This is a genomic window from Citrobacter sp. Marseille-Q6884 (assembly GCF_945906775.1).
In the GTDB taxonomy this organism is placed as follows: Bacteria; Pseudomonadota; Gammaproteobacteria; order Enterobacterales; family Enterobacteriaceae; genus Citrobacter.
Map to the genome: position 1 here is coordinate 248,258 of NZ_CAMDRE010000001.1, position 25,316 is coordinate 273,573.

Below are 25,316 nucleotides of genomic sequence, written 5' to 3' on the forward strand. Positions count from 1 at the left end.
TATAAAGCGGTTCGCATATGGTGTAGAGGTAATATCATGCCGTTTGGTCTGTTAAAAAAGCGTCGCTTCAGGCATCGATTAGTCCGCGCCATTCTTGCGAGTTTGCTTTGCATCCTGCTGGGGTTAATCAGCACGATCTGGCAGGCAGCATCCAACCTCAAGCTTACTACCCATATTCGTATGATGAACGCCCGCCAGCTGGTAGAAAACACGTTGGATAGTGCCAACCACGCCGCGTCTGTCGTCAAAGAACATCTGGGCAACCCCTGCCTTGAACCTGTAGAGCTGCAGCTCAGAATGCAGGTGGCTTACTCCCAGGATGTGCGCAGCGTAAATCTGGTCCGGGGAAATAAAATCTATTGTTCATCGCTGTACGGTAATCATGAAGAGAATATCCACGTGGATGGTTACACCAACGGCATGCTCTACCTGATGAGCGACACGCTGATCAGAAAGGGGCAACCCTTGATTATCTACCGGATGGTCGTTGGCAATGACAGTATTGTCGTCAGGCTATATGGCGACCATATCCTGTCTGAGCTGAACGTCATGAGCATCAATCTGCCTCTCGGTCTGGCGGTGGGGAATCAACAGTGGCAGGCGCATGCGGTTCCCCCCTTTTCTCCCGACATGCCTGGTTATCTGGAGCTGGCATCGGCCCGTTATCCTTTTCGGATTGTCGCCGCGATCGCGCCTGCCGATTACGCCCATTACTTCTGGGTCTTCTCCCGGTTTTCGCTTATCGCCTGGCTTTTGCTGGCCACGATTATTGGTTGTGCCGTATTCCGCTGGTCGGGTCGTCTGATTACTGCCGAACATGAATTACGTGAGGCGCTGGAGCTGCAGGAATTTATTCCGTACTTCCAGCCCGTGGTCTGTGGGGAGACCACACACTGGACGGGTTGTGAGGTTCTGATGCGTTGGTCACATCCCACCCTCGGGATCCTTCCACCGGACAGTTTTATTCCTTTGGCTGAAAACTGTAACCTGATTATGCCGATGACCCAGGCATTAATGATTCAGGTGCGTAAGCAGTTCGTGCCTTTAGCCCATTTGCTGCCGAAGGACTTTCATTTCGCTTTCAATATCAGCGCCAGGCACTTTAAGGACTTCAACCTGGTGGAGGACTGTCGGGTATTTATTCAGGCGTTCAGCAGCAACCCGATTCGGCTGGTACTGGAGTTAACCGAACGGGAACTCCTGGTGGCAGATGACACGACGGAACGACTTGTCGCAGAACTGCACAAACTGGGGGTACTGATTGCCATTGATGATTTTGGTACAGGTAATTCCAGTCTGAAGTATTTGCAAAACTTCAATGTCGATGCGCTTAAAATCGACAAAAGTTTTGTCAGCAATATTGGTATTGACGCGCACTCCGTCCATATCATTGACAATATTATTGATCTCGCTTCCCGTTTAAATCTGCAAACCGTCGCGGAAGGCGTCGAAAATGAGGCTCAGGCGACCTATTTAAAAGAACACAACGTGACGTTTCTGCAAGGATATTTATACGGCAAACCTATCCCTATGGAGGATTTCGCCAGACAATTTTATTCCTGAAGGTAAAGCGTAAACGCGTCGCTCAACCACCATCCTTTTATGGAGACATTTTCGAATATATTAACTATCGCGTTTTTGATAGGGGTAAAGACAGATGAAATGTTCAAAAAATAATTCTTTTACAAAAGAAGTGTCACACCAGTTGATAGCATTTATTAATGAGAATCGCGAAGAGAGATTACAGATTGATGATTTGGCCGCTATTTCTGGTTTTTCAAAATTCTACCTGCAATCTTTTTTTAAAGCCCACATGGGCATTTCACTGGGTCGTTTTGTTAAAGAGACCTACCTGAATTACGCTGCCCTTGAATTAATACATACCCAGAATAGTATTCTGTCCATTGCATTAAATGCCGGATATAGTTCTCAGCAATCATTTTGCCGAGCCTTTCGGCAAAAATTTAATACGACGCCTAATGCGTTAAGGAAATCCGGGAAAGAACATAACCTGGTCGCCAACCACACCCGGATAATGTGAATAGCATGATACTCGCATGACTTAACCCTGTTATTTCAGAAGCGCACTGTGATCAAGGCATAAAAAAAGACCGCACGGGGGGCGGTCAACATGATGCTTCAAAAATAATAATTATTAATCTCTCTCTCTCAGACACATTGGCGCACGTTCCATAAATCACAGAAAGTCAGGTTCTTTTCTCTGGGACTTAAGAGGTTTTATGAAACAATTTCAATATAGAGGCTAAAATCTCACCACGCAATTTATTTACAGAGATTAAGTTTTATATAATAAAATCATTACGTAATGCTAAACGATTAATACTAGCAGGACCAGGTGAATAAGGTATCCTACCTTCATTATGGATTTAACAAGGCGTTTTTAAATAAGTGGAATTAACAAAACCATCACTAAAACGGCACTAAATAAAAACAACACATCCGGTTTTATCACTTTGTGAAGCATAACCACGCAGTCCCCCATCGTATTATTCCCTCAAGACACCACTACGGGGTAATAGGTCAATAAAAGCGATGGGGCGATCTTCGTTTTACCAACCCGACGGAGGCAGGAGGAATCGATGTTCCTTAATTATTTTGCACTTGGTGTTTTAATCCTGGTGTTCCTGATCATTTTTTACGGCGTCATTATCATTCATGACATTCCGTATGAAATCGCTAAAAAACGTAACCACCCGCACGCCGATGCTATCCATGTCGCCGGATGGGTAAGCTTGTTCACGTTACATGTTCTGTGGCCGTTTCTGTGGATCTGGGCCACGTTGTATCGCCCGGACCGTGGGTGGGGAATGCAGACCACACCGCAGCCACAGTACGAAAACCTGTTGTTACGGGTTGCCGAACTTGAACGGCAATTGAAAAAACAACCACACGCTGATTCTGATAACACTCAAGGTAATTAATTGTGGATTTATTAATTATTCTGACTTACGTGGCTCTGGCCTGGCTGGTCTTTAAAATTTTCAAAATACCTGTCAATAAATGGAGTATCCCAACTGCCGCACTGGGCGGGATCTTTCTGGTTGGCGCATTGATTCTTTTAATGAACTATAACCACCCTTACACCTTTAAGGCGCAAAAAGCGGTGGCATCGATTCCTATCACCCCGCAAGTGACAGGGATTGTTCGTTCAGTTACCGATAAACCCAACGAACTCATTAAAAAAGGTGAAGTTCTGTTTGAACTGGACCCGACGCGCTACCAGGCGCGTGTGGCGAGACTTGAGGCCGATCTGGTTACGGCGATTCATCATTCTGAATCACTGCAATCGCAACTGGATGAAGCCGTCGCCAATACCGCCACGGCAACCGCGCAGCGTGACCGCTTGTACCAGGATTACCAGCGCTATTTGCAAGGTAGCAAAGCGAAGGTGAATCCGTTCTCTGAAAGCGACATCGATCATGCCCGGCAGAACTATCTTGCGCAGGATGCGGCGGTTAAGTCATCCGTAGCTGAACAGGCGCAGATCAAAAGCCAGCTTGATAGCATTCTCAACGGTGAACAATCGCAAGTCGCGAGCCTGCGCGCCCAGCTTGCTGAAGCAAAATACGATTTAGAACAAACCGTTGTCCGCGCACCCAGCGATGGCTATGCCACTCAAGTGTTGATTCGCCCAGGTACGTTTGCCGCGGCGCTGCCGCTGCGCCCGGTCATGGTGTTTATTCCCAAACAGAAGCGACAGATCGTGGCGCAGTTTCGCCAGAACTCATTACTGCGTTTAAAAGCCGGTGATGAGGCGGAGATTGTCTTTAACTCTTTGCCCGGACAGGTCTTTACTGGAAAACTGGCCAGCGTTCTGCCGGTGATTCCAGGTGGGTCGTATCAGGCACAAGGCGCACTGCAATCGTTGACGGCAACGCCGGGCAGCGAGGGTGTGCTTGCCCTCATTGATCTGAGCCCGAATGCCGATATTGATGCTTTACCGGACGGCATCTACGCGCAAGTGGCTATCTACTCTGATCATTTCTCTCATGTGGCCATTATGCGTAAAGTTTTACTGCGTATGACCAGCTGGATGCATTACCTCTATCTGGATCACTAAGCGGTTCATTGTGCCCTGTTGAGATCGGGCAATTATTTCAGACCGTAGATCATCTACACTGAAAGCAGGGCACAATGTTTACAGAACAGACATAATGAAACAGTTGAAAATCCGAGATTTAAAAATCCTCCTGGATCTTGTTGAAACCAAAAGTTTCAGCCTGTCTGCGAAAAATGCGGGTCTGACCCAGGCCAGCATCAGTAAAAGCATTGCGGCGGTGGAGGACACGTTAGGAATCAAAATCATTGACAGGGAAAGCCGTCCGGTAAAACTCACGGCCTTTGGCGAAACGCTGCTGCCTCGCATCAGGAAGCACATTATTGACAATGATGAGCTGTTTGAACTGGTCGAGCATTACAAGAAAGCCCCTTCAGGCGAGGTGAATATATTTTGCCCCTCGGGTATGCAGGTTTATCTTGCAGAGAACATCTTGCAGCCGTTGTTTCAACGGTTCCCGGAATTGAATGTCACCATCACCACATCCAATCACTATAATGCAGACTATTTTAAAGGAGTGAGTTTTAATCATTCCTGTGACATGCTTATTTCTTATTCCCCACCGCATAACCAGAACCTGATTGCCCGTAAGGTTAAGCGGATCAGAATGGATGTGTTTGCCACGCCGGAGTTTCATGAACGTCACCCCTTCACGACACCAGAGACGTTATCTCAGCACCCGTTCATTTTATTAAGTTCAATGGCAAATAACAGCTATGAAAATACGCTGGAGTTTACCCATGATAAAACGGCTGAAGTAAAATCGGTCACCGTAACGGGAAAACTAAAATTCGACAATGTCTATACGGCTATCAACTGTTGTCGAAATGGAATGGGCTACATGGTCACATCCCATTTACTGCTTAAAGAAACCACCGGGATAGTGTCAGTCCTTCCTCCCGAATGGGGCGTTTATATTGATTGCTACGTTATTTATCGCAGCCGAAAGAATCTACCGCTCCGTGTACAATTGTCGCTGGACTATATTATCGAACTGATGTCCCAGGAAAAGTAAGGCCTCACGGCTATAGAAATCACTTCATTCATGACTGACTTGTCATGGCGGATAAACAAAGTCTGACTTATTTAAATACGTTAATTTTTGGTGATTCATCACTCATCGCGATAGAGAACTTGAGGAATGTTTCGCCAATCATTTTATCCAGTTCTATCGCATATTTTGTTGGGCTCAGGCAACGCCCTTCCCGCTCAAAAAGCGGAACAGGAAAGTAAGAACAAAAACGCTTTAGCATAATACTCACTGTCGGTGCTGAGCAGTTTAATACTACACTGGCATTAAATATTGTTTTATAATTCATCACCGCTGAAAAGTAGAGTGCAGAATTAAAATCAATATTTTTAATACATTCATAATCATGTTTTTCAAGCATATTATTATTCTCGGTGCTATCAATATTCACTTAATCAGTCTCTCATATGGCAATACGAAATATAAGTGTTTTAAATTATTAATCAAACAATCACTTACACCACAAACACTATAAATTTAAACGACATTACGCCAGATAAAGTTATATAAGCCGGTGATTTATTTCAAATATAACAGTGCTGTCAAACAATAATTCCGACACTTTAAGCGGATTAAAATGTTTTATAAATAAAAATAATATTTATATTACTAACATTTTTCAGGAAAGTTCCAGAATCAAATGCAGTCCACGAAGATTATCAAAACTACAAAAAAGATAAACAATTAAAAGATACGAAACAGTGAATACTATTATTCCAAAATTATCATAGCGCCAGCCTGATAACGGATTCGCTTTCCTGCGCAGTGCGCAGCTATCGTGTTACACCTCAAACTGAGAACAACGTAACGGGCAAAGCCGTGCAATCCTTCGCACGGCTTTGCAACGGCTTTTAGTACTGGTGATCCGGTCTGCCGAGCAGATGATCCAGCGAATGTACGCTCATGCTGTGATCGCCATGCCCAGCGTGCGTTTCCACCGGCGCACCTGACTGCTCGGCTTTCACGTGCTGAGCCGGTTGCGGAGCGTTGCCTCTGACAGGGTCATCACTGCCTGCAATCATGCTGGTGATGTCGCTTCCATGATGAAGCTCGTGATACAGCGTACTCAGATCGATGCGCTCTCCCGTGCCGCCCTGCATATGCTCCCCTGCATGTGCACCGTGATGCCCGGCATGATTCGGATGATTCAGTGAGTTAAAAGAGAGCTGTTCATGGCTACTATCAAACAGATTATTCAACGCATGTAACTGCGCCCCACCCGCATGATGACCGGGCTGCCCGTGTTGATCGTAGGGACCATGATGACCGTGTGGCCCATGCTGTTCTGGCGGCGCGACCGTCACATCCACATGCTGCGATTGCTGGGTGATGTTACCGTGCTGATCACGCGCATCCACCGTCACTTTCACGTCGTTAAGCCCGGGGTGGAAGTCGTCGGCTAATACAGAAATGTCGTAGGTCAGATGACCATTAACATTGTGCAACTGCCCGGTATAGTCCTGATCACCAACCGTCACCGTTACGGAATCATTGTCATGAACATCTCCGTCCATGCTTCCGGTAATGTGGATCTGATCATGATGCAGTTCCCGATGGCTGAGATGGTTATCCCCGGTGACCTTATCAATCACGATATGTGCATCCGCATGGGAATCCAGCGTCACCTGGTGAGTCTGCGTCGCGGTGAAGTGGTTGTGCGCATCATCCGACACCAACACGCTCACTTTCACATCATTCACACCTTCGTGTAGCCAGGATTTATCAAGACTGACGTCATAGCCCAGGTGGTTATTCACTATCGCCACTTTAGTGGTCACTTCATGGTTATTGACGTTCAGCGTGACGGTATCACCCAGTTTTGCATCGCCATCAACCTGCCCGGTCACGGAAATATGTTGTGACTCAAGATCATTGATAACATCATCACCAGCCACGGCGTTGATGATGACAGATGCATCCGCATGGGAATCCAGTGTCACCTGGTGAGTCTGCGTGGCGGTGAAGCGGTTGTGCGCCTCATCCGACACTGACACACTCACTTTCACATCATTCACACCTTCATGTAGCCAGGCTTTGTCAAGACGGACGTCATAGCCCAGGTGGTTATCCACCATCACGACTTTAGTGGTCACTTCGTGGTTATTGACGTTCAGCGTGACGGTATCCCCCAGTTTCGCATCGCCATCAACCTTTCCGGTCACGGAAATATTTCGCGACTCACGACCATTGATAACATCATCACCGGCCACAGGATTGATAGTCACAGACGCATCCGCATGGGTATCCAGCATCACCTGATGGGTCTGTGTGGCGGTGAAGTGGTTGTGTGCATCGTCCGACACCGACACACTCACTTTCACATCATTCACACCTTCATGCAGCCAGGCGCTGTCAAGACGGACGTCATAGCCCAGATGCCCGTCAACCGATACCACTTTTGTCGTAACAGTATGGTTATTGACTTCAAGGGTAACCCTGTCACCTTCCCGCGCATCTCCCGTCACCTGTCCGGTAATGGAAGTCATGCCTGCCGACTCTTTGGAGTTGATAATGTTATCCTGGGACACGGCATTGATGCTGACAGCCGCGTCAATATGCGTATCGACAGTAATAATATGCGTTTCGGTCGACGTTGCAGTGTTACCCGCCGCATCTTTTCCAGTAACGGAAACGGTAATACTATTATCACCTTCGGTAAGGTCTTTATTATCAACCGCAATATCGTAAGTCAGCGTGCTATGGTGCTTGTCAGTATGCTCAGCAACAGTACCTTGATAGGTGTGGCCGTTTACAACGAGCGTCACCTTATCACCCGCATGTACATCACCGTGAACAGTGCCTGTTACCTGCGTTTGTCCTGAAGCAAACTCCGCAATATTGACTCGGTTATCTCCAGCAACCGTATTAACGTGAATGCTATTTTCTGCGTGTTGATCGAGAATTAATTTATTATTTTCGGTGATAGTCACGGTATTCCCTACCGCATCAACGCCTGTCACTGTGTAAGTAATTTTAGGATCTTGCAGGAGCTCCGAGGTATTAACGGATACTTTGAAGGTTAATTCACCATTCGGACCGTTTTCTATTTTCGCATTCAAATCATTGCCGTTGACGTGCACAATAACATTATTACCCGCATGCACATCACCGGTGACAGTACCACTGATCTCCGTCATCGCTTTATGGCTATCGTCCAGACTCAGCACATTGTCGTCAGAGACGTTATTAATATGCAAAGCGACATCGGCATGATCATCAATAGTCAACGGTCTGGATATGCTTTGACTAAAGGTATTCCCCGCATCATCGGCTCCAGAAATGGTCACTGTGATCGTTGGTTTATCGCCGGGATGCGCTTTTAACTGCGCATCCAATTCTGCGTTAAGATCGACAGTGTTAACCTTCATCGAATAGCCTAACTGCCCATTCATATTAGGCAATTCTATCACTTTTACGGTGGTAGCATGACCATTGAGTGAAACTTTTACCTCATCTCCCACTCGCGCGTCGCCACCCACTACACCGCTAATTTCAGTTTGAGGTGCGCTAAGATCTTTCGCACTGAGAATGTTATCACCTGAAACCGTATTTATAGTGATGGTACCCGCAGCAGTGGTATCGACAGTAAAGGCATGTGATTCTGTGTGCGTAATACTGTTTTGCGCAGCATCATACCCGGTGACTTGCGCAACAATGTTATGATCAGCTTGCAGATCGGCGGTTTTAATCTCTGCTTTATAACTAAGATCGTCAGCCACCACGGCGTGATACTTATGACCATTAACCATGAGCGTCACAGAGTCACCCGCGTGAACATCACCACTCACTTTACCGGTGATTTCGGTTATTGGATTTTTTGTTTCATCCAAATTCAGGGTGTTATCTGATGTCACCTTATCAATGGTGACATGCGCTGAGACATCGGTATCAACGTTAACTTTCGTGTGATCCGAAACGGTCACCACGTTCCCTTTGTCATCATTCCCGGTAACACTCACGGTTACCGTTGGATTTTGGCGCAGATCATCCACGCTGACCTCTTTGCTGAATTTCAAATCACCATGAGTATCTGCAAAGACCTGCGTTGTAATATCATGACCGTTAACATTGATGGTCACGTTGCTGCCAACGTGCACATTGTCGCCACTTACCGTTCCACTCACGATAGTGGTGCCTGATTGTGACTCGACAATGTTGATTGTGTTATCGCCTGCAATGTTATCGAGCTGGATATGTGCGTTCACATCGGTATCAACATCTACCGTTTTCAGCGCGTTAAACTCGTGAGTCACGGTACCGCCGTTATGCGCCGTTACGCTTGTGGTGATGTCCGGATGGTCCATGAGATTTTGCGTATCCACCCTGACTTCATAGCTCAGTTCACCCGGTAGATTTGGTCGTGCAGAGACAATAGCGTCATAGTCTTTATTGCCAACATGCACTGTCACATGATCGCCCGCATGTACATCACCCGAGACCGTTCCACGCACGAGCGTAGTCGGCGACGCAGACTCGGTTTTGTTAATCGTGTTGTCACCGGCTACCGTGTTAATCGTGATAGTGGCGTGAGGATCAGCGTATTGCGGTGGATTCGTATTGCTACCGTTATGGTGCGTACCACTGTTATCCGTTGGCCATGGCACATTTGCATGCAGGTGAGCGCTTGCCGTTTCATGGTTACCATACGGGTCTGTGCTGGTTATTTGCACAGTAACATCCGCATTATTGTCAAGATCGTGAGCATTGATGTAGACAGGGCTGCCGGTAACGGGGTCTGTTAATTTATCGCCACTAAACCCAAGATGCCCATCAGGATATGCATGAACGGTCGTTTCATAGGTTTTTCCACCGGCGAATATTTTAACGACATCCCCTACTTTCGCATCACCACCAACGGTTCCTTCAATAACCCAAAAATCTCTGGAGCCGTTAAGTTCTAATGAACCTATTTTTATCTCTGCATCTGCACGTGTATCAATATTCACAACGCGATCAAACTCAGCCAGAACGGTATTCCCTGCCGTATCAGAACCGGTCACCGATGCATGAATCACCGGCTTATTGTTGCCTGAAATCAAATCAGCGGTGCTGACATCAATTTTATATCCCAGACCATTCTCTTGATGACTCACGCTACCGTAGTAATGTTGCCCGTTGACGACCAGATCAACCTGATCACCGATGTGCACATCTCCACTCACATGGCCCGTGATGGATGTAAAATCTTTGTGGGCTTCATCATTGTTAATCGTGTTGTCATCCGTCACACGATCGATGGTGATTTTGGCTACCGCACCGTCATCACGCGAAACGTCGTGCGTCGCCCCGGCCGTTATCGTATTACCCGCCGCATCTTTTGCATCAACCGTTGCCACTATGTGCGGGTTGTTTAGCAAGACTTGTGTTTCTACAGGAATGGAGTAACCCAGACCACCACCGAGGAAAGTCTGCGGCTCAACGACTGCATGATAAACATGGTCGCCGACCTTCACGTTGACCACATCACCATTTTTAACATCGCCGCCAACTCGGCCATTAATGATGGTCGTATCCGACAACTGATCATTATGATTAAGAATATCGTCACCAGAAACGATGTTGATTGTCAGTGACGCATTTGCATGATCGTCAATAACCACCGCATGGTGGTCAGTAGCGACAACATTGTTGCCCGCTTCATCCGTCACGCTAATACTGGCGTGAATGGTAGGATCGGCATGGATATCCCTGGTTTCTACCAGCACCTGGTAGCCCATAGAGCCATCCGCGTGAAGTTCTACCGTTCCGTTGTACTCATGCCCGTTGATCTTCAGCGTCAGTGGATCGCCCGCATGCATTTCACCAGAGACTTTACCCGTTACCAACGAGTAACGATGGTTCAATTCCTCGCCGTTCAGGGTGTTATCGTCAGTAACGGAATCAACCGAGATATGCGCAATCGCTTTGGTATCGACGATAATAAGTTGTGTCGCCTGAGCCATTGCTGCGTTATTCGCCTGATCGGTTACGTGCACTGTCGCTGTGATGTGCGGATCGGCCATGAGATCATGCGTACTGACGTTAATACTGTAATGATGATTAGCGTCCACTTTCCCCGTCAGGTCGATGCCATTGACATGCAACGTAACCAGATCGCCTTCTTTTGCATCACCGCCTACCGTACCCGTTACAACGGTAAACTCATTTTTCGACTCTTCACCATTGATCATATTGTCATGGTTAGTCGTGACAGGATCGATAGTGATAGACGCATCGGCTTGCAGATCGATAATTAAATCTTTCGACGCTTCCGCTACGTGTTCGTTACCCACGCTATCTTTGCCTGTGATACTCGCCGTTACAGTGTGAGTTGGATCAGCCAGCACATCTTTGGTGAGGACATCGACGTTATACCCCAGCGCCCCATTTTGATGAGGTAGCAACACAACGGTCGTTTCATAATCATGCCCATTCACCGTGACAAACACTTTATCGCCCAAATGAACATCGTCACCGTTCACGGTTCCTGTAACTTTGGTAAGGTGTTCCCTTGATTCTGTATGGTTAATGGTGTCATCACCCGTCACCAAATCCACAGTGATATGCGCGTCCGCATGGTTATCTATATGGACAGTATGTTCGGAAATCGCCGTCACAACGTTATTCAAATGGTCTGACGCAATGACAGAAACAGTCACTTTGACATCTGTATCAATATTGCCGCGATTATCGCTAAACGCGTAAGAATCAACCGCGATACTGTAGCCTAATTGTTTATTAGGCAACTCAATGACCTGTCCTGGATATTTATATCCATTAATCTCAATAACAACGACATCACCCACTTTTGCATCACCGCCAACGCTTCCGGTAATCACTTGTTTTGGCGCATCCAGCTCAGTATGGTTTAGCGTGTTGTGATCGGTGAATGGATTGATGGAGATAGTGGCCTGTGCCTGAGTATCCACGGTGACATGATGAGTCAGCGAAGCATGTGCAACGTTACCCACGCCATCACGGCTGGTCAGCTTCACATCAACAGCATTATCCCCCTCAACCAGTATCCCGCGCGGAACGGCGACTTCATAGTGTAGGTTACCGTTGGCATCTGCAAACACGGTTCCGGTATAGGTATGGTTCTGAACCTTGACCGCCACGGCGTCACCCACTTTTGCATCCGGCCCGCTAACATCCCCGGTAATGAATGTTGGGCGGTTTGATTCAGCAGCACTGACCCAATCATCACCGGATATTGCATCGATCGTTAACGCGTTCTCAGCATGGTTATCGATATGCGTCGTATGTTCGGCGGTGGCAATGGTCGGGTTGCCATGGATGTCGGTCGAGATCACCGACACGGTGAACTTCACGTCCGTATCAATTTTGCCCTGATTATTGCTGAAGGCGGAAGGCGGCACATCAATGCTGTAGCCGAGCTTGCCATTGATCACCTTCACTTCATCATAATAATCATGGCCGTTGATCTGCACATGCACAGTGTCATGCAGCTTGGCATCACCGCCAACGGTGCCGGTAATGGCCTGTTTACCCGCACTCAGTTCACTGTGATTAAGCGTGTTATCCAAAGTGACATCGTTAATGGTGATGGCCGCTTTGGCATGGGTATCCAGAAGCACCGTTGTGTGGGAGTGTGATTCACTGGTATTCCCCACATTATCGTGGCTGTAAATCGAGACCCCGACTTTATTATGACCTTCTTTCAGGACACCGACCGGGACAGCAATATCATAGCCAAGCTGACCACCCGCCCCTTTCACCACTTCACCGGCAAACTCCTGCCCCTGCACGCGCACCACTACGCGGTCGCCCTCACGCGCATCGCCGCCGACGTCGCCCTGAATGTGCGTCGCCATACGGTTTTCCGCACCGTTAACCACGTTATCGCCTGCCACGTCGTGTATATGGATCAGCGTATTTGAATGGTTGTCGATATGGGTGGTGTGTTCCGTGGTGGCAATCACCTGATTGCCGTGGTTATCGGTGGAGATCACCGACACGGTGAACTTCACGTCCGTGTCGATTTCGCCCTGGTTGTTGCTGAAGTCGGCAGATTTTACGTCAATGCTGTAGCCGAGACGGCCTTTGCCCAGTGGGATCACTTCACCGTAATAGTCATGGCCGTTAATCTGCACATGTACCGTGTCGTGTATCTTCGCGTCACCGCTGACGTGCCCGGTAATGGTCTGTGTATCCGTCGTCAGTTCATTGTGGTTGAGCGTGTTGTCCGGGGTGACATCGTTAATGGTGACATCCGCTTTGGCATGGGTGTCCAGGGTGACCACCGTTTCGGTGTGCGCCTTGGTTTCGTTGCCCACATCGTCATGACTGTAGACGGTCACGCCCACGGTGTTGAGCCCCTCTTTCAGCCCACCGACAGGCACCGCCACGTCGTAGCTGAGATGACCATTGAGGCCTTTCACCACCTCGCCGGTATATTCCTGCCCCTGCACGCTAACCACCACGCGATCACCCTCGCGCGCATCGCCGCCAACGTCGCCCTGAATATGCGTCGCCATGCGGTTTTCGGAGCCGTTGACCACGTTGTCACCCGCCACGGTATGCACGCGGATCTGCGCATCGGCGTGGTTATCGATATGGGTGGTGTGCTCGGAGGTGGCGATCACCTGATTACCGTGATTGTCGGTGGAGATCACCGACACGGTGAACTTCACATCCGTGTCGATTTCGCCCTGGTTATTGCTGAAGTCGGCAGATTTTACGTCAATGCTGTAACCGAGACGGCCTTTCCCCAGCGGGATCACTTCACCGTAATAGTCATGACCGTTGATCTGCACATGTACCGTGTCGTGTACCTTCGCGTCACCGCTGACGTGCCCGGTAATGGTCTGTGTATCCGTCGTCAGTTCATTGTGGTTGAGCGTGTTGTCCGGGGTGACATCGTTAATGGTGACATCCGCTTTGGCATGGGTGTCCAGGGTGACCACCGTTTCGGTGTGCGCCTTGGTTTCGTTGCCCACATCGTCATGACTGTAGACGGTCACACCCACGGTGTTGAGACCCTCTTTCAGCCCACCGACAGGCACCGCCACGTCGTAGCTGAGATGACCATTGAGGCCTTTCACCACCTCACCGGTATATTCCTGCCCCTGCACGCTAACCACCACGCGGTCGCCCACGCGTGCATCGCCACCGACGTCGCCCTGAATGTGCGTCGCCATGCGGTTTTCGGTGCTGTTAACCACGTTGTCACCCGCCACGGTATGCACGCGGATCTGCGCATCGGCGTGGTTATCGATATGGGTGGTGTGCTCAGAAGTGGCAATCACCGGGTTGCCGTGGTTATCGGTGGAGATCACCGACACGGTGAACTTCACGTCCGTGTCGATTTCGCCCAGGTTGTTGCTGAAATCGGCAGATTTTACGTCGATGCTGTAACCGAGGCGGCCTTTGCCCAGTTGAATCACTTCGCCGTAATAGTCATGACCGTTGATCTGTACATGTACCGTGTCGTGTACCTTCGCGTCACCGCTGACGTGCCCGGTGATGGTCTGTGTATCCGTCGTCAGTTCATTGTGGTTAAGCGTGTTGTCCGGCGTGACATCGTTAATGGTGACACCGGCTTTGGCATGGGTGTCCAGGGTGACCACCGTTTCGGTGTGCGCCTTGGTTTCGTTACCCACATCGTCATGACTGTAGACGGTCACACCCACGGTGTTGAGCCCCTCTTTCAGGCCACCGACAGGCACCGCCACGTCGTAGCTGAGATGACCATTGAGGCCTTTCACCACCTCACCGGTATATTCCTGCCCCTGCACGCTAACCACCACACGGTCGCCCACACGCGCATCGCCGCCGACGTCGCCCAGAATATGCGTCGCCATGCGGTTTTCGGAGCCGTTGACCACGTTGTCACCCGCCACGGTATGCACGCGGATCTGCGCATCGGCGTGGTTATCGATATGGGTGGTGTGTTCCGTGGTGGCGATCACCTGATTGCCGTGGTTATCGGTGGAGATCACCGACACGGTGAACTTCACATCCGTGTCGATTTCACCCTGATTGGTGCTGAAGTCGGCAGATTTTACGTCGATGCTGTAACCGAGACGGCCTTTGCCCAGTTGTATCACTTCACCGTAATAGTCATGGCCGTTGATCCGCACATGTACCGTGTCGTGTACCTTCGCGTCACCGCTGACGTGGCCGGTGATGGTCTGTGTATCCGTCGTCAGTTCATTGTGGTTAAGCGTGTTGTCCGGCGTGACATCGTTAATGGTGATGGCCGCTTTGGCATGGGTGTCCAGGGTGACCACCGTTTCGGTGTGCGCCTTGGTCTCGTTGCCCACATCGTCGTGGCTGTAGACGGTCACACCCACGGTGTTGAGCCCCTCTTTCAGGCCACCGACCGGCACGTCGTAGCTGAGATGACCATTGAGGCCTTTCACCACTTCGCCGGTGTACTCCTGCCCCTGCACGCTAACCACCACGCGGTCGCCCTCGCGTGCATCGCCACCGACGTCGCCCTGAATGTGCGTCGCCATGCGGTTTTCGGAGCCGTTGACCACGTTGTCACCCGCCACGGTATGCACGCGGATCTGCGCATCGGCATGGTTATCGATATGGGTGGTGTGCTCAGAAGTGGCAACTACCTGATTGCCGTGGTTATCGGTGGAGATCACCGACACGGTGAACTTCACATCCGTGTCGATTTCGCCCTGGTTGTTGCTGAAGTCGGCAGATTTTACGTCAATGCTGTAGCCGAGACGGCCTTTGCCCAGTGGGATCACTTCGCCGTAATAGTCATGGCCGTTGATCTGTACATGCACCGTGTCGTGCACCTTCGCGTCACCGCTGACGTGCCCGGTGAGGGTCTGCGTATCCGTCGTCAGTTCATTATGGTTGAGCGTGTTGTCCGGGGTGACATCGTTAATGGTGATGGCCGCTTTGGCATGGGTGTCCAGGGTGACCACCGTTTCGGTGTGCGCCTTGGTTTCGTTGCCCACATCGTCGTGGCTGTAGACGGTCACGCCCACGGTGTTGAGACCCTCTTTCAGGCCACCGGTTGGGACCGCCACGTCGTAGCTGAGATGACCATTGAGGCCTTTCACCACCTCACCGGTATATTCCTGTCCCTGTACGCTAACCACCACGCGGTCGCCCACGCGTGCATCGCCACCGACGTCGCCCTGAATGTGCGTCGCCATGCGGTTTTCGGAGCCGTTGACCACGTTGTCACCCGCCACGGTATGCACGCGGATCTGCGCATCGGCATGGTTATCGATATGGGTGGTGTGCTCAGAAGTGGCAACTACCTGATTGCCGTGGTTATCGGTGGAGATCACCGACACGGTGAACTTCACATCCGTGTCGATTTCGCCCTGATTGTTGCTGAAGGCTGAGGAATCCACGTCGATGCTGTAACCGAGCTTGCCATTGATTTCCTGCACTTCACCATAATAGACATGGCCGTTAACCTGCACATGCACCGTGTCATGCAGCTTCGCATCACCGTCAACGTTGCCGGTAATGGTCTGTTTTCCTTCGCTCAGCTCATTGTGATTGAGCGTGTTATCACGAGTAACATCATTAATCGTGACGCCAGCATCTGCGTGGGTGTCGAGCAGAACGGTGGTTTGCGTATGCGCACTCGCCGTGTTACCCGCCTTATCCTGGCTGAACACCGTAACATCGACCGTATTCTCGCCTTCTTTCAGCCCACCTACGGGGATGGAAATGTCATACCCCAGCTTTCCGTCACTGCCTTTAATGACTTCGCCGGTGTAATCCTGCCCCTGAATTCGTACGACGACCCGGTCGCCGAGCTGAGCATCGCCGCCAACGTCACCGGTAATATGTGTCGCCATGCGGTTTTCAGTACCGTTGACCACATCATCGCCCGCCACGGTATGGACGGTTATCGTATCCTGCGGCCCAGTCACATCAATGATCGCGGAGGTCGTGCTATGCGCAACCCGACCAGCGACATCCGTGGCGGTCGCTTCAACGGAAATATGCCCTTCAGCAAAGGCGCTTAAATCTAACTGAGTTTCCCAGTGCCCATTGATGACAGGCACCTCTACCGTCAGGGTGTGATTCTGGCTGTCGGTAAACTGCAGAACCACATGATCCTTGTTACTGGTGCCTTTAATGTCCGCATGATGAATTTCGTCCCGGTTAACGTAGTTATCGTTACCGGCAAAGAAATCGATATGCACCAGCGGAGGAAGTACAGAAGAAGTGTGGTCGCCCTGGTCACCGACGGGCAAATCGTGCCGCCAGCCAGGTTCACCAATGCCTGTGGTTTTAAATCCTGCATTCGGATCGACAATCAGTCCGGTTAATTCCGTCTGGACAAGCGTATGACCACCGCCGCCACCTTCAAGGTGCAGCGGAGGCTCATTGCCCGCCGCAGTGGCTTCCAGTGTTTTTGTCGGGTCAGCGCCGTCGGCAATCGCTTTTTGCAGAGCAGCGACATCCTGAGACTCGGTGTGCTGCGGTGCAACTGTATTCAGCCCGTGCTCGCCCCAGTGGCTGCTTCGACCAATATCCACCGTTTTACCATCAGGCAGGGAGAGGCTCACCGCGCCGTTATCGCTGGTGACAACCTCTTCTCCGGTATAAATTCTGTCCCCTTCTTTCAGAAGACGCTGCGAGCCATCGGGTTCCACGACATATACCAGTCCAATGACAGCTTTAACTACACCGAGTAAATTGCTCACAGCATCCTCTCCTGAATATCATCATTATTTTATTGCAGCCGCCACCAGGGTTTAAAAACGAATTACATTAGGGAAGGTGCGAATAAGCAGGTCATTTCTTCCCAAGCTGACTCGCTGATTAAAATTTCGCGGATCTGGGCCGATTTTTTTCCCGCAAACACATCGAATCAGCCTATTTAGGCTATTTTTTCCACCATTTCTGGCGTTATTTCCGGTTTTTACTGAGATCTCTCCCACTGACGTATCATTTGGTCCACCCGAAACAGGTTGGCCAGGGTGAATAACATCGCCAGTTGGTTATCGTTTTTCAGCAGCCCTTTGTATCTGGCTTTCACGAAGCCGAACTGCCGCTTGATGATGCGAAACGGGTGCTCCACCCTGGCACGGATGCTGGCTTTCATGTATTCGATGTTGATGGCCGTTTTGTTCTTGCGCGGATGCTGCTTCAAGGTTTTTACCTTGCCGGGACGCTCGGCGATCAGCCAGTCCACATCCACCTCGGCCAGCTCCTCGCGCTGTGGCGCTCCTTGGTAGCCGGCATCGGCTGAGACAAATTGCTCCTCTCCATGAAGCAGATTACCCAGCTGATTGAGGTCATGCTCGTTGGCCGCGGTGGTGACTAGGCTGTGGGTCAGGCCACTCTTGGCATCGACACCAATGTGGGCCTTCATGCCAAAGTGCCACTGATTGCCTTTCTTGGTCTGATGCATCTCCGGATCGCGTTGCTGCTCTTTGTTCTTGGTAGAGCTGGGTGCCTCAATGATGGTGGCATCCACCAAAGTGCCTTGGGTCATCATGACGCCTGCTTCGGCCAGCCAGCGATTGATGGTCTTGAACAATTGACGGGCCAGTTGATGCTGCTCGAGCAGGTGGCGGAAATTCATGATGGTGGTGCGATCCGGCAGGGCGCTATCCAGGGATAATCGGGCAAACAGGCGCATGGAGGCGATTTCGTACAGGGCATCTTCCATGGCACCGTCGCTCAGGTTGTACCAATGCTGCATGCAGTGAATACGCAGCATGGTCTCCAGCGGATAGGGCCGTCGGCCATTGCCCGCCTTGGGATAAAACGGCTCGATGACAGCGGTCATATTCTGCCATGGCAGAATCTGCTCCATGCGGGAGAGGAAAATCTCTTTTCGGGTCTGACGGCGCTTAGTGCTGAATTCACTATCGGCGAAGGTGAGTTGATGGCTCATGATGTCCCTCTGGGATGCGCTCCGGATGAATATGATGATCTCATATCAGGAACTTGTTCGCACCTTCCTTAGGTTTTCAGGCGCGCATTATCCTCGCACACGAAAAAATGCCCATTAATGGACATTTTTCTTGCGGGTGATTTTAAAATTGTAGAAAAAAATACATTTATTAAGCCTCTGCGTCGCATAAGCTCAACTCTGCATTAAATATAATTAAAAAAGGCCAGGAAGTGAACATTATCACCAAAACAAGACTTCTTTCTCCGAATGAAACCGCTCAGGTTTATTGATATTATTTTGTTAATCACAGACATTATTTGTTAAAACACAAAGACTCGATTTCCTACAAACTTTTTTCATTCTGAATGATGACGTGTTATCCGCTTTCTGAAAAAAGTATACAGGCCTGAATATCGCGCTAACTTTGCAGTCGCCCGGCTATCCCGCCTGTGCGTCATGCAACACACATCATCGATGAGTAACTTATTCTTTATCTTTAATACATTGATATATCACCGAATCTATTCCTTCTATAGCCCCGCCATTTTCCCTATACGCACTGTCATCTAAAGGCCGTGCTGAGTCAAACGCCCATCCCTGACATATTACGCTTGCTCGCTGCTGCGCCTCTTCACCAAATTTCGGACTCCACCATACTGGAGTGGATGAGGTATAATGGTAAGCCATCGTCACAGTACCTTCCGATTTGCTTGCATTCGCTGTATACAGAGAGGGATTCATATTACATCCTGATAAAGCTAACAAAGACACTGCAACAACAGCAATGTTGACATTCATTTTATCACCGTGAAGTTTGAATTAAATAAAACAGGTTTGCACTGTTTCCAAAGACCTCAACATCCGTTAATACAGAAGTAACCAAAACGACGACCACCACAAAAGTCGTTTGATACTTTTTAGTATCGCTGATGAAAGGATCGTGGGTCATTTTACGCAGTGTAACCCGTACCAAAAATAAAAAACTCACCTTTATTTGATCAAGGCAGGCAAACCGCTAGCAGACATCCCTTCAGTTGGATTAGCAATTCGTGCGATAATTTTTGTAAATATATTACATATAAACATTCACGCTATGAATTCATCCTCTGTGCGCGCCTTTGCGGCGTTACTCCCTCTGTGGTTCTCTCTGAGCATTGTTGCGGCTGTTAACATGCTGTTTTCACCCATGCATGTGATGTTTCAGCGCTTATTCATCTTTGCATTACTTATGCTTTCATTTTCACTCATTAAGCGACGCAGTGTGCGTTTAGCCATTGCGGCTTTGCCAATGATGGTGGTCGCATGGGATGTGATGTTGTCTTTGTATGCGCATGCAACATTTGACAGCGCTTTTAGCTATGGTTTTGCCATGAGCGTGCTGGAAAGCTCCACCCACGAAATGATGGCTATGCTTGGCTTGTATATCCAGTATGGGCTGGGATTTATCGCCTTAACGGCCCTGTTACTCAGCGCGGTCTGGTACACGCCGAGGCTCCCCGGCAAGTGGCGTCCGCGTTTACCACTGTATTGTCTGGTGCTCACGCTGACGGTCAATGTCACTCAGGCGGTGGCGCACAGTGTGCGGAAAAACAGCCACGGCAGCATCTCCGTGCGGGTCATTAACTACACCCCGATCAGCAACCTGAAATACTTCGTGCAGGCCTGGAATGATAAGCAGCTGATTGCCCAAATTTCACGTACGATCCCGGATTACCCGATCCGCACATGGGATACCGGCATTGATACCTACGTCGTGGTGGTGGGTGAGTCAGCCCGATCAGAGAACATGCATTTTTACGGCTATCCGAAAGAGACCACGCCAGTGCTTGATAGCCAGCGAGCGCAGGTGCTCTCGTGGAATCAGGCGATCAGCCCCGCTCCGGTGACCATCACGGCCGTTCCTCTCGCACTGAGTGTGGATTTCGTCATCGGTCACGACCAGAAACATTATTCGGACAATATTATCAATCTTGCGAACCGCGCGGGTTATTACACCTCCTGGTTTAGCAAGCAAGGCATTATCGGAGACTACAACAATGCCATCACCGGCATTGCCACCAATGCCCGGGATAAAAAATGGCTGACCAGTGATTACGACGATACCTTGATTCCAGAATTAAAACAGGCGCTTAACCGAAGCGGTAAGCAGGTCATTGTGTTGCATCTTTATGGTAGTCACGAACCGGAGTGCGTGCGTTTCCCACAGCAAGAAGCCGTCTTTGATCAGAAAGATAGCGGCATTGATGCCTGCTATGACAACTCGATTCGTTATACCGACAAACTTCTTGGGCAGATGTTTTCCTTGCTTGAAGGGCGTCGTGCTTCGCTGATTTACTTTTCCGATCATGCCCTTGAGCGCGATCCACAAAAACGCGTGGTCTATTATCACGGCGGCGTTAAGCCAAGCCAGCACGCCTACCAGGTACCGATGTTTGTTTGGTACAGCAAGCAGGTCGCAAAACCTGAAACTGGCGAGGTGAAGGCGCTTTACTCAACGGCGAATAATTTCCAGCTAATGCGCTACTGGTTAGGAATAAGCCTGCCAAATGAACCCCTGCCGGGAACGTTAAAAGCACGCGCATCACAGCTCACAGGTCAGGTTCCGGTGCTGGACACCACCAACACCGTTTATGACTGGAAAACGCTTCGTCGCTGAAGACCTGAATAACTGAATAGACCCAAATCTATTCAGTTTGACTTAATTCTGTAATGGGTTACTGAATTTGATCACCTGAACAGAGGTGATATGCACGTAGGTCATATCAGGGTTACAGTCATCGACTATCAGGAGGCGCTAAGCCATATCCCTTAGGATTCAGTAAGTTGGAATGCTTTAAGAAGTGTCATGGAGCGGGCGAAGGGAATCGAACCCTCGTATAGAGCTTGGGAAGCTCTCGTTCTACCATTGAACTACGCCCGCATTGAAGTGCGTAAGGGATTATAAACCTTACGCTATTCTTGGCAAGGTGCAGGGCGACTGACTGGCGATTAATTCACCGTCAGCATTTGGGTTTACTGCCCTGCGGGGGTAAATAACGCAGCGGATCGATAGCCGTCGCGCGATAGCGAATCTGGAAGTGAAGACGCACAGAAGCCGCATCTGAGTTACCCATCGTGGCAATTTTCTGCCCCGCCTTCACGCTTTGCCCATTATTGACCAGCAAGGTGTCGTTATGTGCGTAGGCGGTGATGTAGTCCTCACTGTGTTTGATCATAATGAGGTTGCCGTATCCTCGCAGCTGATTGCCGACATAGACCACCTTCCCGGCACCGGCCGCATAAATTGGCGTGCCGCGCGCAGCAGAAATATCAATGCCTTTGTTGCCGCCGTCTGCGGTGGAATAAGGCAGTATCACCTTACCGCTGGCGGGCCACTGCCAGCAGCGTTGCCCCACTGGCGGCCAGGATGACTGAGGCACCGATGAAGACGGTCTGGCTGCTGCCGTTTTGGTGGAGGATTTCGTTTTTGTTTTGCCAGCTGTCGTACTGGTTTTCGCTCCGCCGCTGACCTTCAGCTTTTGCCCCACTTCGATGGTATAAGGAGGCGAAATGTTGTTCAAACGGGCGATCTCTTTTACGCTGGTCCCGGTGGCGCGTGAAATACGATATAGCGTATCTCCCCGCTTCACGGTATACACGGAGCCGGAATAACTTCCTGTATCAGACGACTGACTCCCGGAGCAGCCTGCTAACAGCAGACCCGCACTCAGCAGCATCGCAATACCTAAGCCATTTTTCTTCAGGCGTCCTGCACTCAAAACAATTCCTCGCAACATTTTCAGACGCTTTATCATAGCAGCCAGAGGCCGGATGCCAAATCATATCGCGACACGGCCCACCGTCCCGGGCATATCATCCCCCGCACGTGGCGTATCATAATGAGTTGATGAGGCTCATTATGATACGCCGTATCCTCTTTTTTCAGGACGTTAGCGTGCTGACGGGCCCACATTTATTAACAGCGTCACAATTCCACGACTCCCCGCCGCTGATTTCCGCTTCTGGCGTAATTATTGCCTGATCCCGGTATTCGCTTAAAAGGCAAATCTTCATATCAGGGGGACAACTATGGAAGCGCGGAAAGCAACCGCCACCGGTGAATCATGTCTGCGCGTGGATGCCATCGCCAAGGTGACAGGGCGAGCTCGATATACCGATGATTACGTGATGGCGGGAATGTGTTACGCGAAATATGTTCGCAGCCCTATCGCCCACGGTTACGCCACCCACATCAACTGCGACGAGGCCAAAAATTTGCCCGGCGTGCTGGCGGTGTTTACCTGGGAAGATGTACCGGCTATCCCCTTTGCGACGGCCGGTCACGCCTGGACGCTGGAGGAAGGAAAGCGAGATACCGCCGACCGTTACCTGTTGACTCGCCATGTACGCCATCATGGCGATGCGGTGGCCATCGTGGTGGCAAGGGATGAACTCACGGCCGAAAAAGCCGCGCAGTTAGTCAGCGTCGAGTGGCAATCGCTGCCGGTTATCACGACCCCGCAAGCCGCGCTGGCCCCCGATGCTGTCGCGATCCACGCCGGTGGCAATCTGCTTAAACAAAGTGAAATGTCCACCGGCAACGTTCAGCAGGCCATCGATGCGGCAGATTACCAGATTCAGGGGCATTATCAGACGCCGGTGATCCAGCACTGTCATATGGAAAGCGTCACGTCGTTTGCGTGGATGGAGGATAGCTCGCGCATCTCCATTGTTTCCAGTACGCAAATTCCCCATATCGTGCGTCGTGTCGTGGGTCAGGCGCTCGGGATCCCCTGGTCGTGCGTACGCGTCATCAAACCCTACGTCGGCGGAGGTTTCGGTAATAAACAGGACGTACTGGAAGAGCCGATGGCGGCGTTTCTGACCAGTAAACTCGGCGGCATTCCGGTAAAAGTCTCGCTCAGTCGCGAAGAGTGCTTTCTGGCATCACGCACGCGCCACGCGTTCTCGCTGGACGGAAAACTGGGCATCAACCGTGATGGCACCTTAACAGGCTACAGCCTGGATGTGCTGTCGAATACGGGCGCATACGCGTCGCACGGACACTCCATTGCCTCGGCGGGAGGCAATAAAATCGCCTACCTTTACCCCCGCAGTGCATATGCTTATCGCTCAACAACGGCCTACACCAATCTGCCTTCTGCCGGTGCGATGCGCGGATACGGCGCGCCACAAGTGGTCTTCGCCGTAGAATCAATGCTCGATGACGCCGCAGCTGCGTTAGGACTCGACCCGATTGATGTGCGTTTACGTAACGCTGCCCGCGAAGGGGATACCAACCCGTTGACCGGCAAAACGATCTACAGCGCAGGGTTGCCGGACTGCCTGCAAAAAGGCCGTGAACTGTTTGAGTGGGATAAACGCTACGCGGCATGTCAGAGCCAGCAGGGCAACATGCGCCGGGGCGTGGGCATCGCCTGCTTCAGCTATACCTCCAACACCTGGCCGGTAGGCGTCGAAATCTCCGGTGCGCGTCTGCTGATGAATCAGGACGGAACCATCAATGTTCAAAGCGGCGCCACGGAAATTGGTCAGGGCGCCGATACCGTTTTTGCGCAGATGGTGGCAGAGACCGTCGGCGTACTGGTCAGTGATGTGCATGTGATTTCAACGCAGGATACGGATATTACCCCTTTTGATCCTGGCGCATTCGCCTCGCGCCAAAGCTATGTTGCCGCGCCTGCGTTGCGGAAAGCCGCTCAGCAGTTAAAAGAGAAAATCCTTGTTCATGCGGCGCAGATGCTGCACCAGTCCGCGATGAGCCTGACGCTTATCGCTGGCAATATCGTCCTTGCCGACCGCCCGACAACCCCGCTGTTAACGCTAAAAGATCTGGCGATGGACGCGTTTTACCATCCAGAGCGCGGGGGGCAATTGTCGGCGGAAAGCTCAGTGAAAACCACCTCCAATCCCCCGGCCTTTGGCTGCACGTTTGTTGACCTCAGCGTCGATCTTGCCCTGTGTAAAGTCACGATCAATCGCATCCTCAATGTCCACGACTCGGGTCATATTCTTAACCCGCTGCTGGCAGAAGGACAGGTTCATGGCGGCATGGGGATGGGTATTGGCTGGTCATTGTTTGAAGAGATGATAATTGACGAACAAAGCGGCGTGGTGCGCAACCCCAACCTGCTCGACTACAAAATGCCAACCATGCCGGACCTTCCGCAACTGGAGAGCGCATTCGTCGAAACCCTGGAGCCGCAATCTGCCTACGGCCATAAATCGCTGGGTGAACCGCCCATCATTCCCGTCGCCGCCGCCATTCGTAATGCGGTGAGAATGGCAACCGGCGTCGCGATCAATACGCTGCCGTTAACGCCAAAGCGTCTCTACGAGGAGTTTCACCAGGCGGGACTGATTTAAGGATA

General features: G+C 50.5%; 13 protein-coding genes and 1 tRNA gene. 7 read left to right on the forward strand and 7 right to left on the reverse strand.

What is annotated here, in order from left to right; all coding sequences use genetic code 11:
- The first annotated feature begins 36 nt into the window (after positions 1–36).
- The 5 genes from N7268_RS01165 to N7268_RS01185 all read left to right on the forward strand — a co-directional run bounded on the left by N7268_RS01165 (position 37) and on the right by N7268_RS01185 (position 5,093).
- Positions 37–1,563, forward strand: a complete 1,527-nt coding sequence (locus N7268_RS01165) for an EAL domain-containing protein (protein ID WP_260861517.1) — start codon at positions 37–39, stop codon at positions 1,561–1,563.
- 94 nt (positions 1,564–1,657) lie between these two features.
- Entirely contained in the window at positions 1,658–2,041 is a 384-nt protein-coding gene (locus N7268_RS01170; protein WP_260861518.1) for a helix-turn-helix domain-containing protein, read from the forward strand.
- A gap of 559 nt (positions 2,042–2,600) precedes the next feature.
- A complete protein-coding gene (locus N7268_RS01175; protein ID WP_198905941.1) occupies positions 2,601–2,942 on the forward strand; it encodes a DUF3302 domain-containing protein in 342 nt (113 codons plus the stop codon).
- 2 nt (positions 2,943–2,944) lie between these two features.
- A complete protein-coding gene (locus tag N7268_RS01180; RefSeq protein WP_260861519.1) occupies positions 2,945–4,081 on the forward strand; it encodes an HlyD family secretion protein in 1,137 nt (378 codons plus the stop codon).
- Positions 4,082–4,175: 94 nt separating this feature from the next.
- The gene (locus N7268_RS01185) at positions 4,176–5,093 is read left to right on the forward strand and encodes a LysR family transcriptional regulator (RefSeq protein ID WP_260861520.1); all 918 of its coding nucleotides are present in this window, start codon (positions 4,176–4,178) and stop codon (positions 5,091–5,093) included.
- A 67-nt stretch (positions 5,094–5,160) separates the two neighbouring features.
- On the opposite strand, the gene N7268_RS01190 is transcribed toward N7268_RS01185, so the two are convergent.
- From N7268_RS01190 to N7268_RS01205, 5 genes are all read right to left on the reverse strand, one after another.
- Positions 5,161–5,469, reverse strand: a complete 309-nt coding sequence (locus N7268_RS01190) for a LysR family transcriptional regulator (RefSeq protein ID WP_260861521.1) — start codon at positions 5,467–5,469, stop codon at positions 5,161–5,163.
- 490 nt (positions 5,470–5,959) lie between these two features.
- Entirely contained in the window at positions 5,960–17,746 is an 11,787-nt protein-coding gene (locus N7268_RS01195) for a retention module-containing protein (protein WP_260861522.1), read from the reverse strand.
- Positions 17,747–17,797: 51 nt separating this feature from the next.
- Entirely contained in the window at positions 17,798–17,983 is a 186-nt protein-coding gene (locus tag N7268_RS25120) for a hypothetical protein (RefSeq protein ID WP_313958364.1), read from the reverse strand.
- Complete coding sequence (locus tag N7268_RS01200; protein ID WP_000019445.1) at positions 17,965–18,945, reverse strand: IS5-like element ISKpn26 family transposase; 981 nt, start codon at positions 18,943–18,945, stop codon at positions 17,965–17,967. Before N7268_RS01200 ends, N7268_RS25120 begins: the two co-directional genes overlap by 19 nt.
- A 483-nt stretch (positions 18,946–19,428) precedes the next feature.
- Entirely contained in the window at positions 19,429–19,743 is a 315-nt protein-coding gene (locus N7268_RS01205; RefSeq protein ID WP_260861523.1) for a hypothetical protein, read from the reverse strand.
- A 295-nt stretch (positions 19,744–20,038) separates the two neighbouring features.
- On the opposite strand from N7268_RS01205, the gene N7268_RS01210 reads away from it, so the two are divergent.
- Positions 20,039–21,601: a phosphoethanolamine transferase gene (locus N7268_RS01210; protein ID WP_260861524.1), complete on the forward strand. Its 1,563-nt coding sequence runs from the start codon at positions 20,039–20,041 to the stop codon at positions 21,599–21,601.
- A 190-nt stretch (positions 21,602–21,791) separates the two neighbouring features.
- Here N7268_RS01210 and N7268_RS01215 read toward each other — a convergent pair.
- Together N7268_RS01215 and actS are read right to left on the reverse strand one after the other, a co-directional pair.
- Positions 21,792–21,865: transfer RNA gene (locus N7268_RS01215), tRNA-Gly, on the reverse strand.
- 79 nt (positions 21,866–21,944) lie between these two features.
- Complete coding sequence (gene actS, locus N7268_RS01220; RefSeq protein ID WP_260861525.1) at positions 21,945–22,703, reverse strand: amidase activator ActS; 759 nt, start codon at positions 22,701–22,703, stop codon at positions 21,945–21,947.
- Positions 22,704–23,013: 310 nt separating this feature from the next.
- Here actS and xdhA point away from each other — a divergent pair, with 310 nt between their 5' ends.
- Positions 23,014–25,311 carry a xanthine dehydrogenase molybdenum-binding subunit XdhA gene (xdhA, locus tag N7268_RS01225; protein WP_260861526.1) on the forward strand — a complete coding sequence of 766 codons (2,298 nt, stop codon included), beginning with the start codon at positions 23,014–23,016 and terminating at the stop codon, positions 25,309–25,311.
- Positions 25,312–25,316 lie beyond the last annotated feature (5 nt).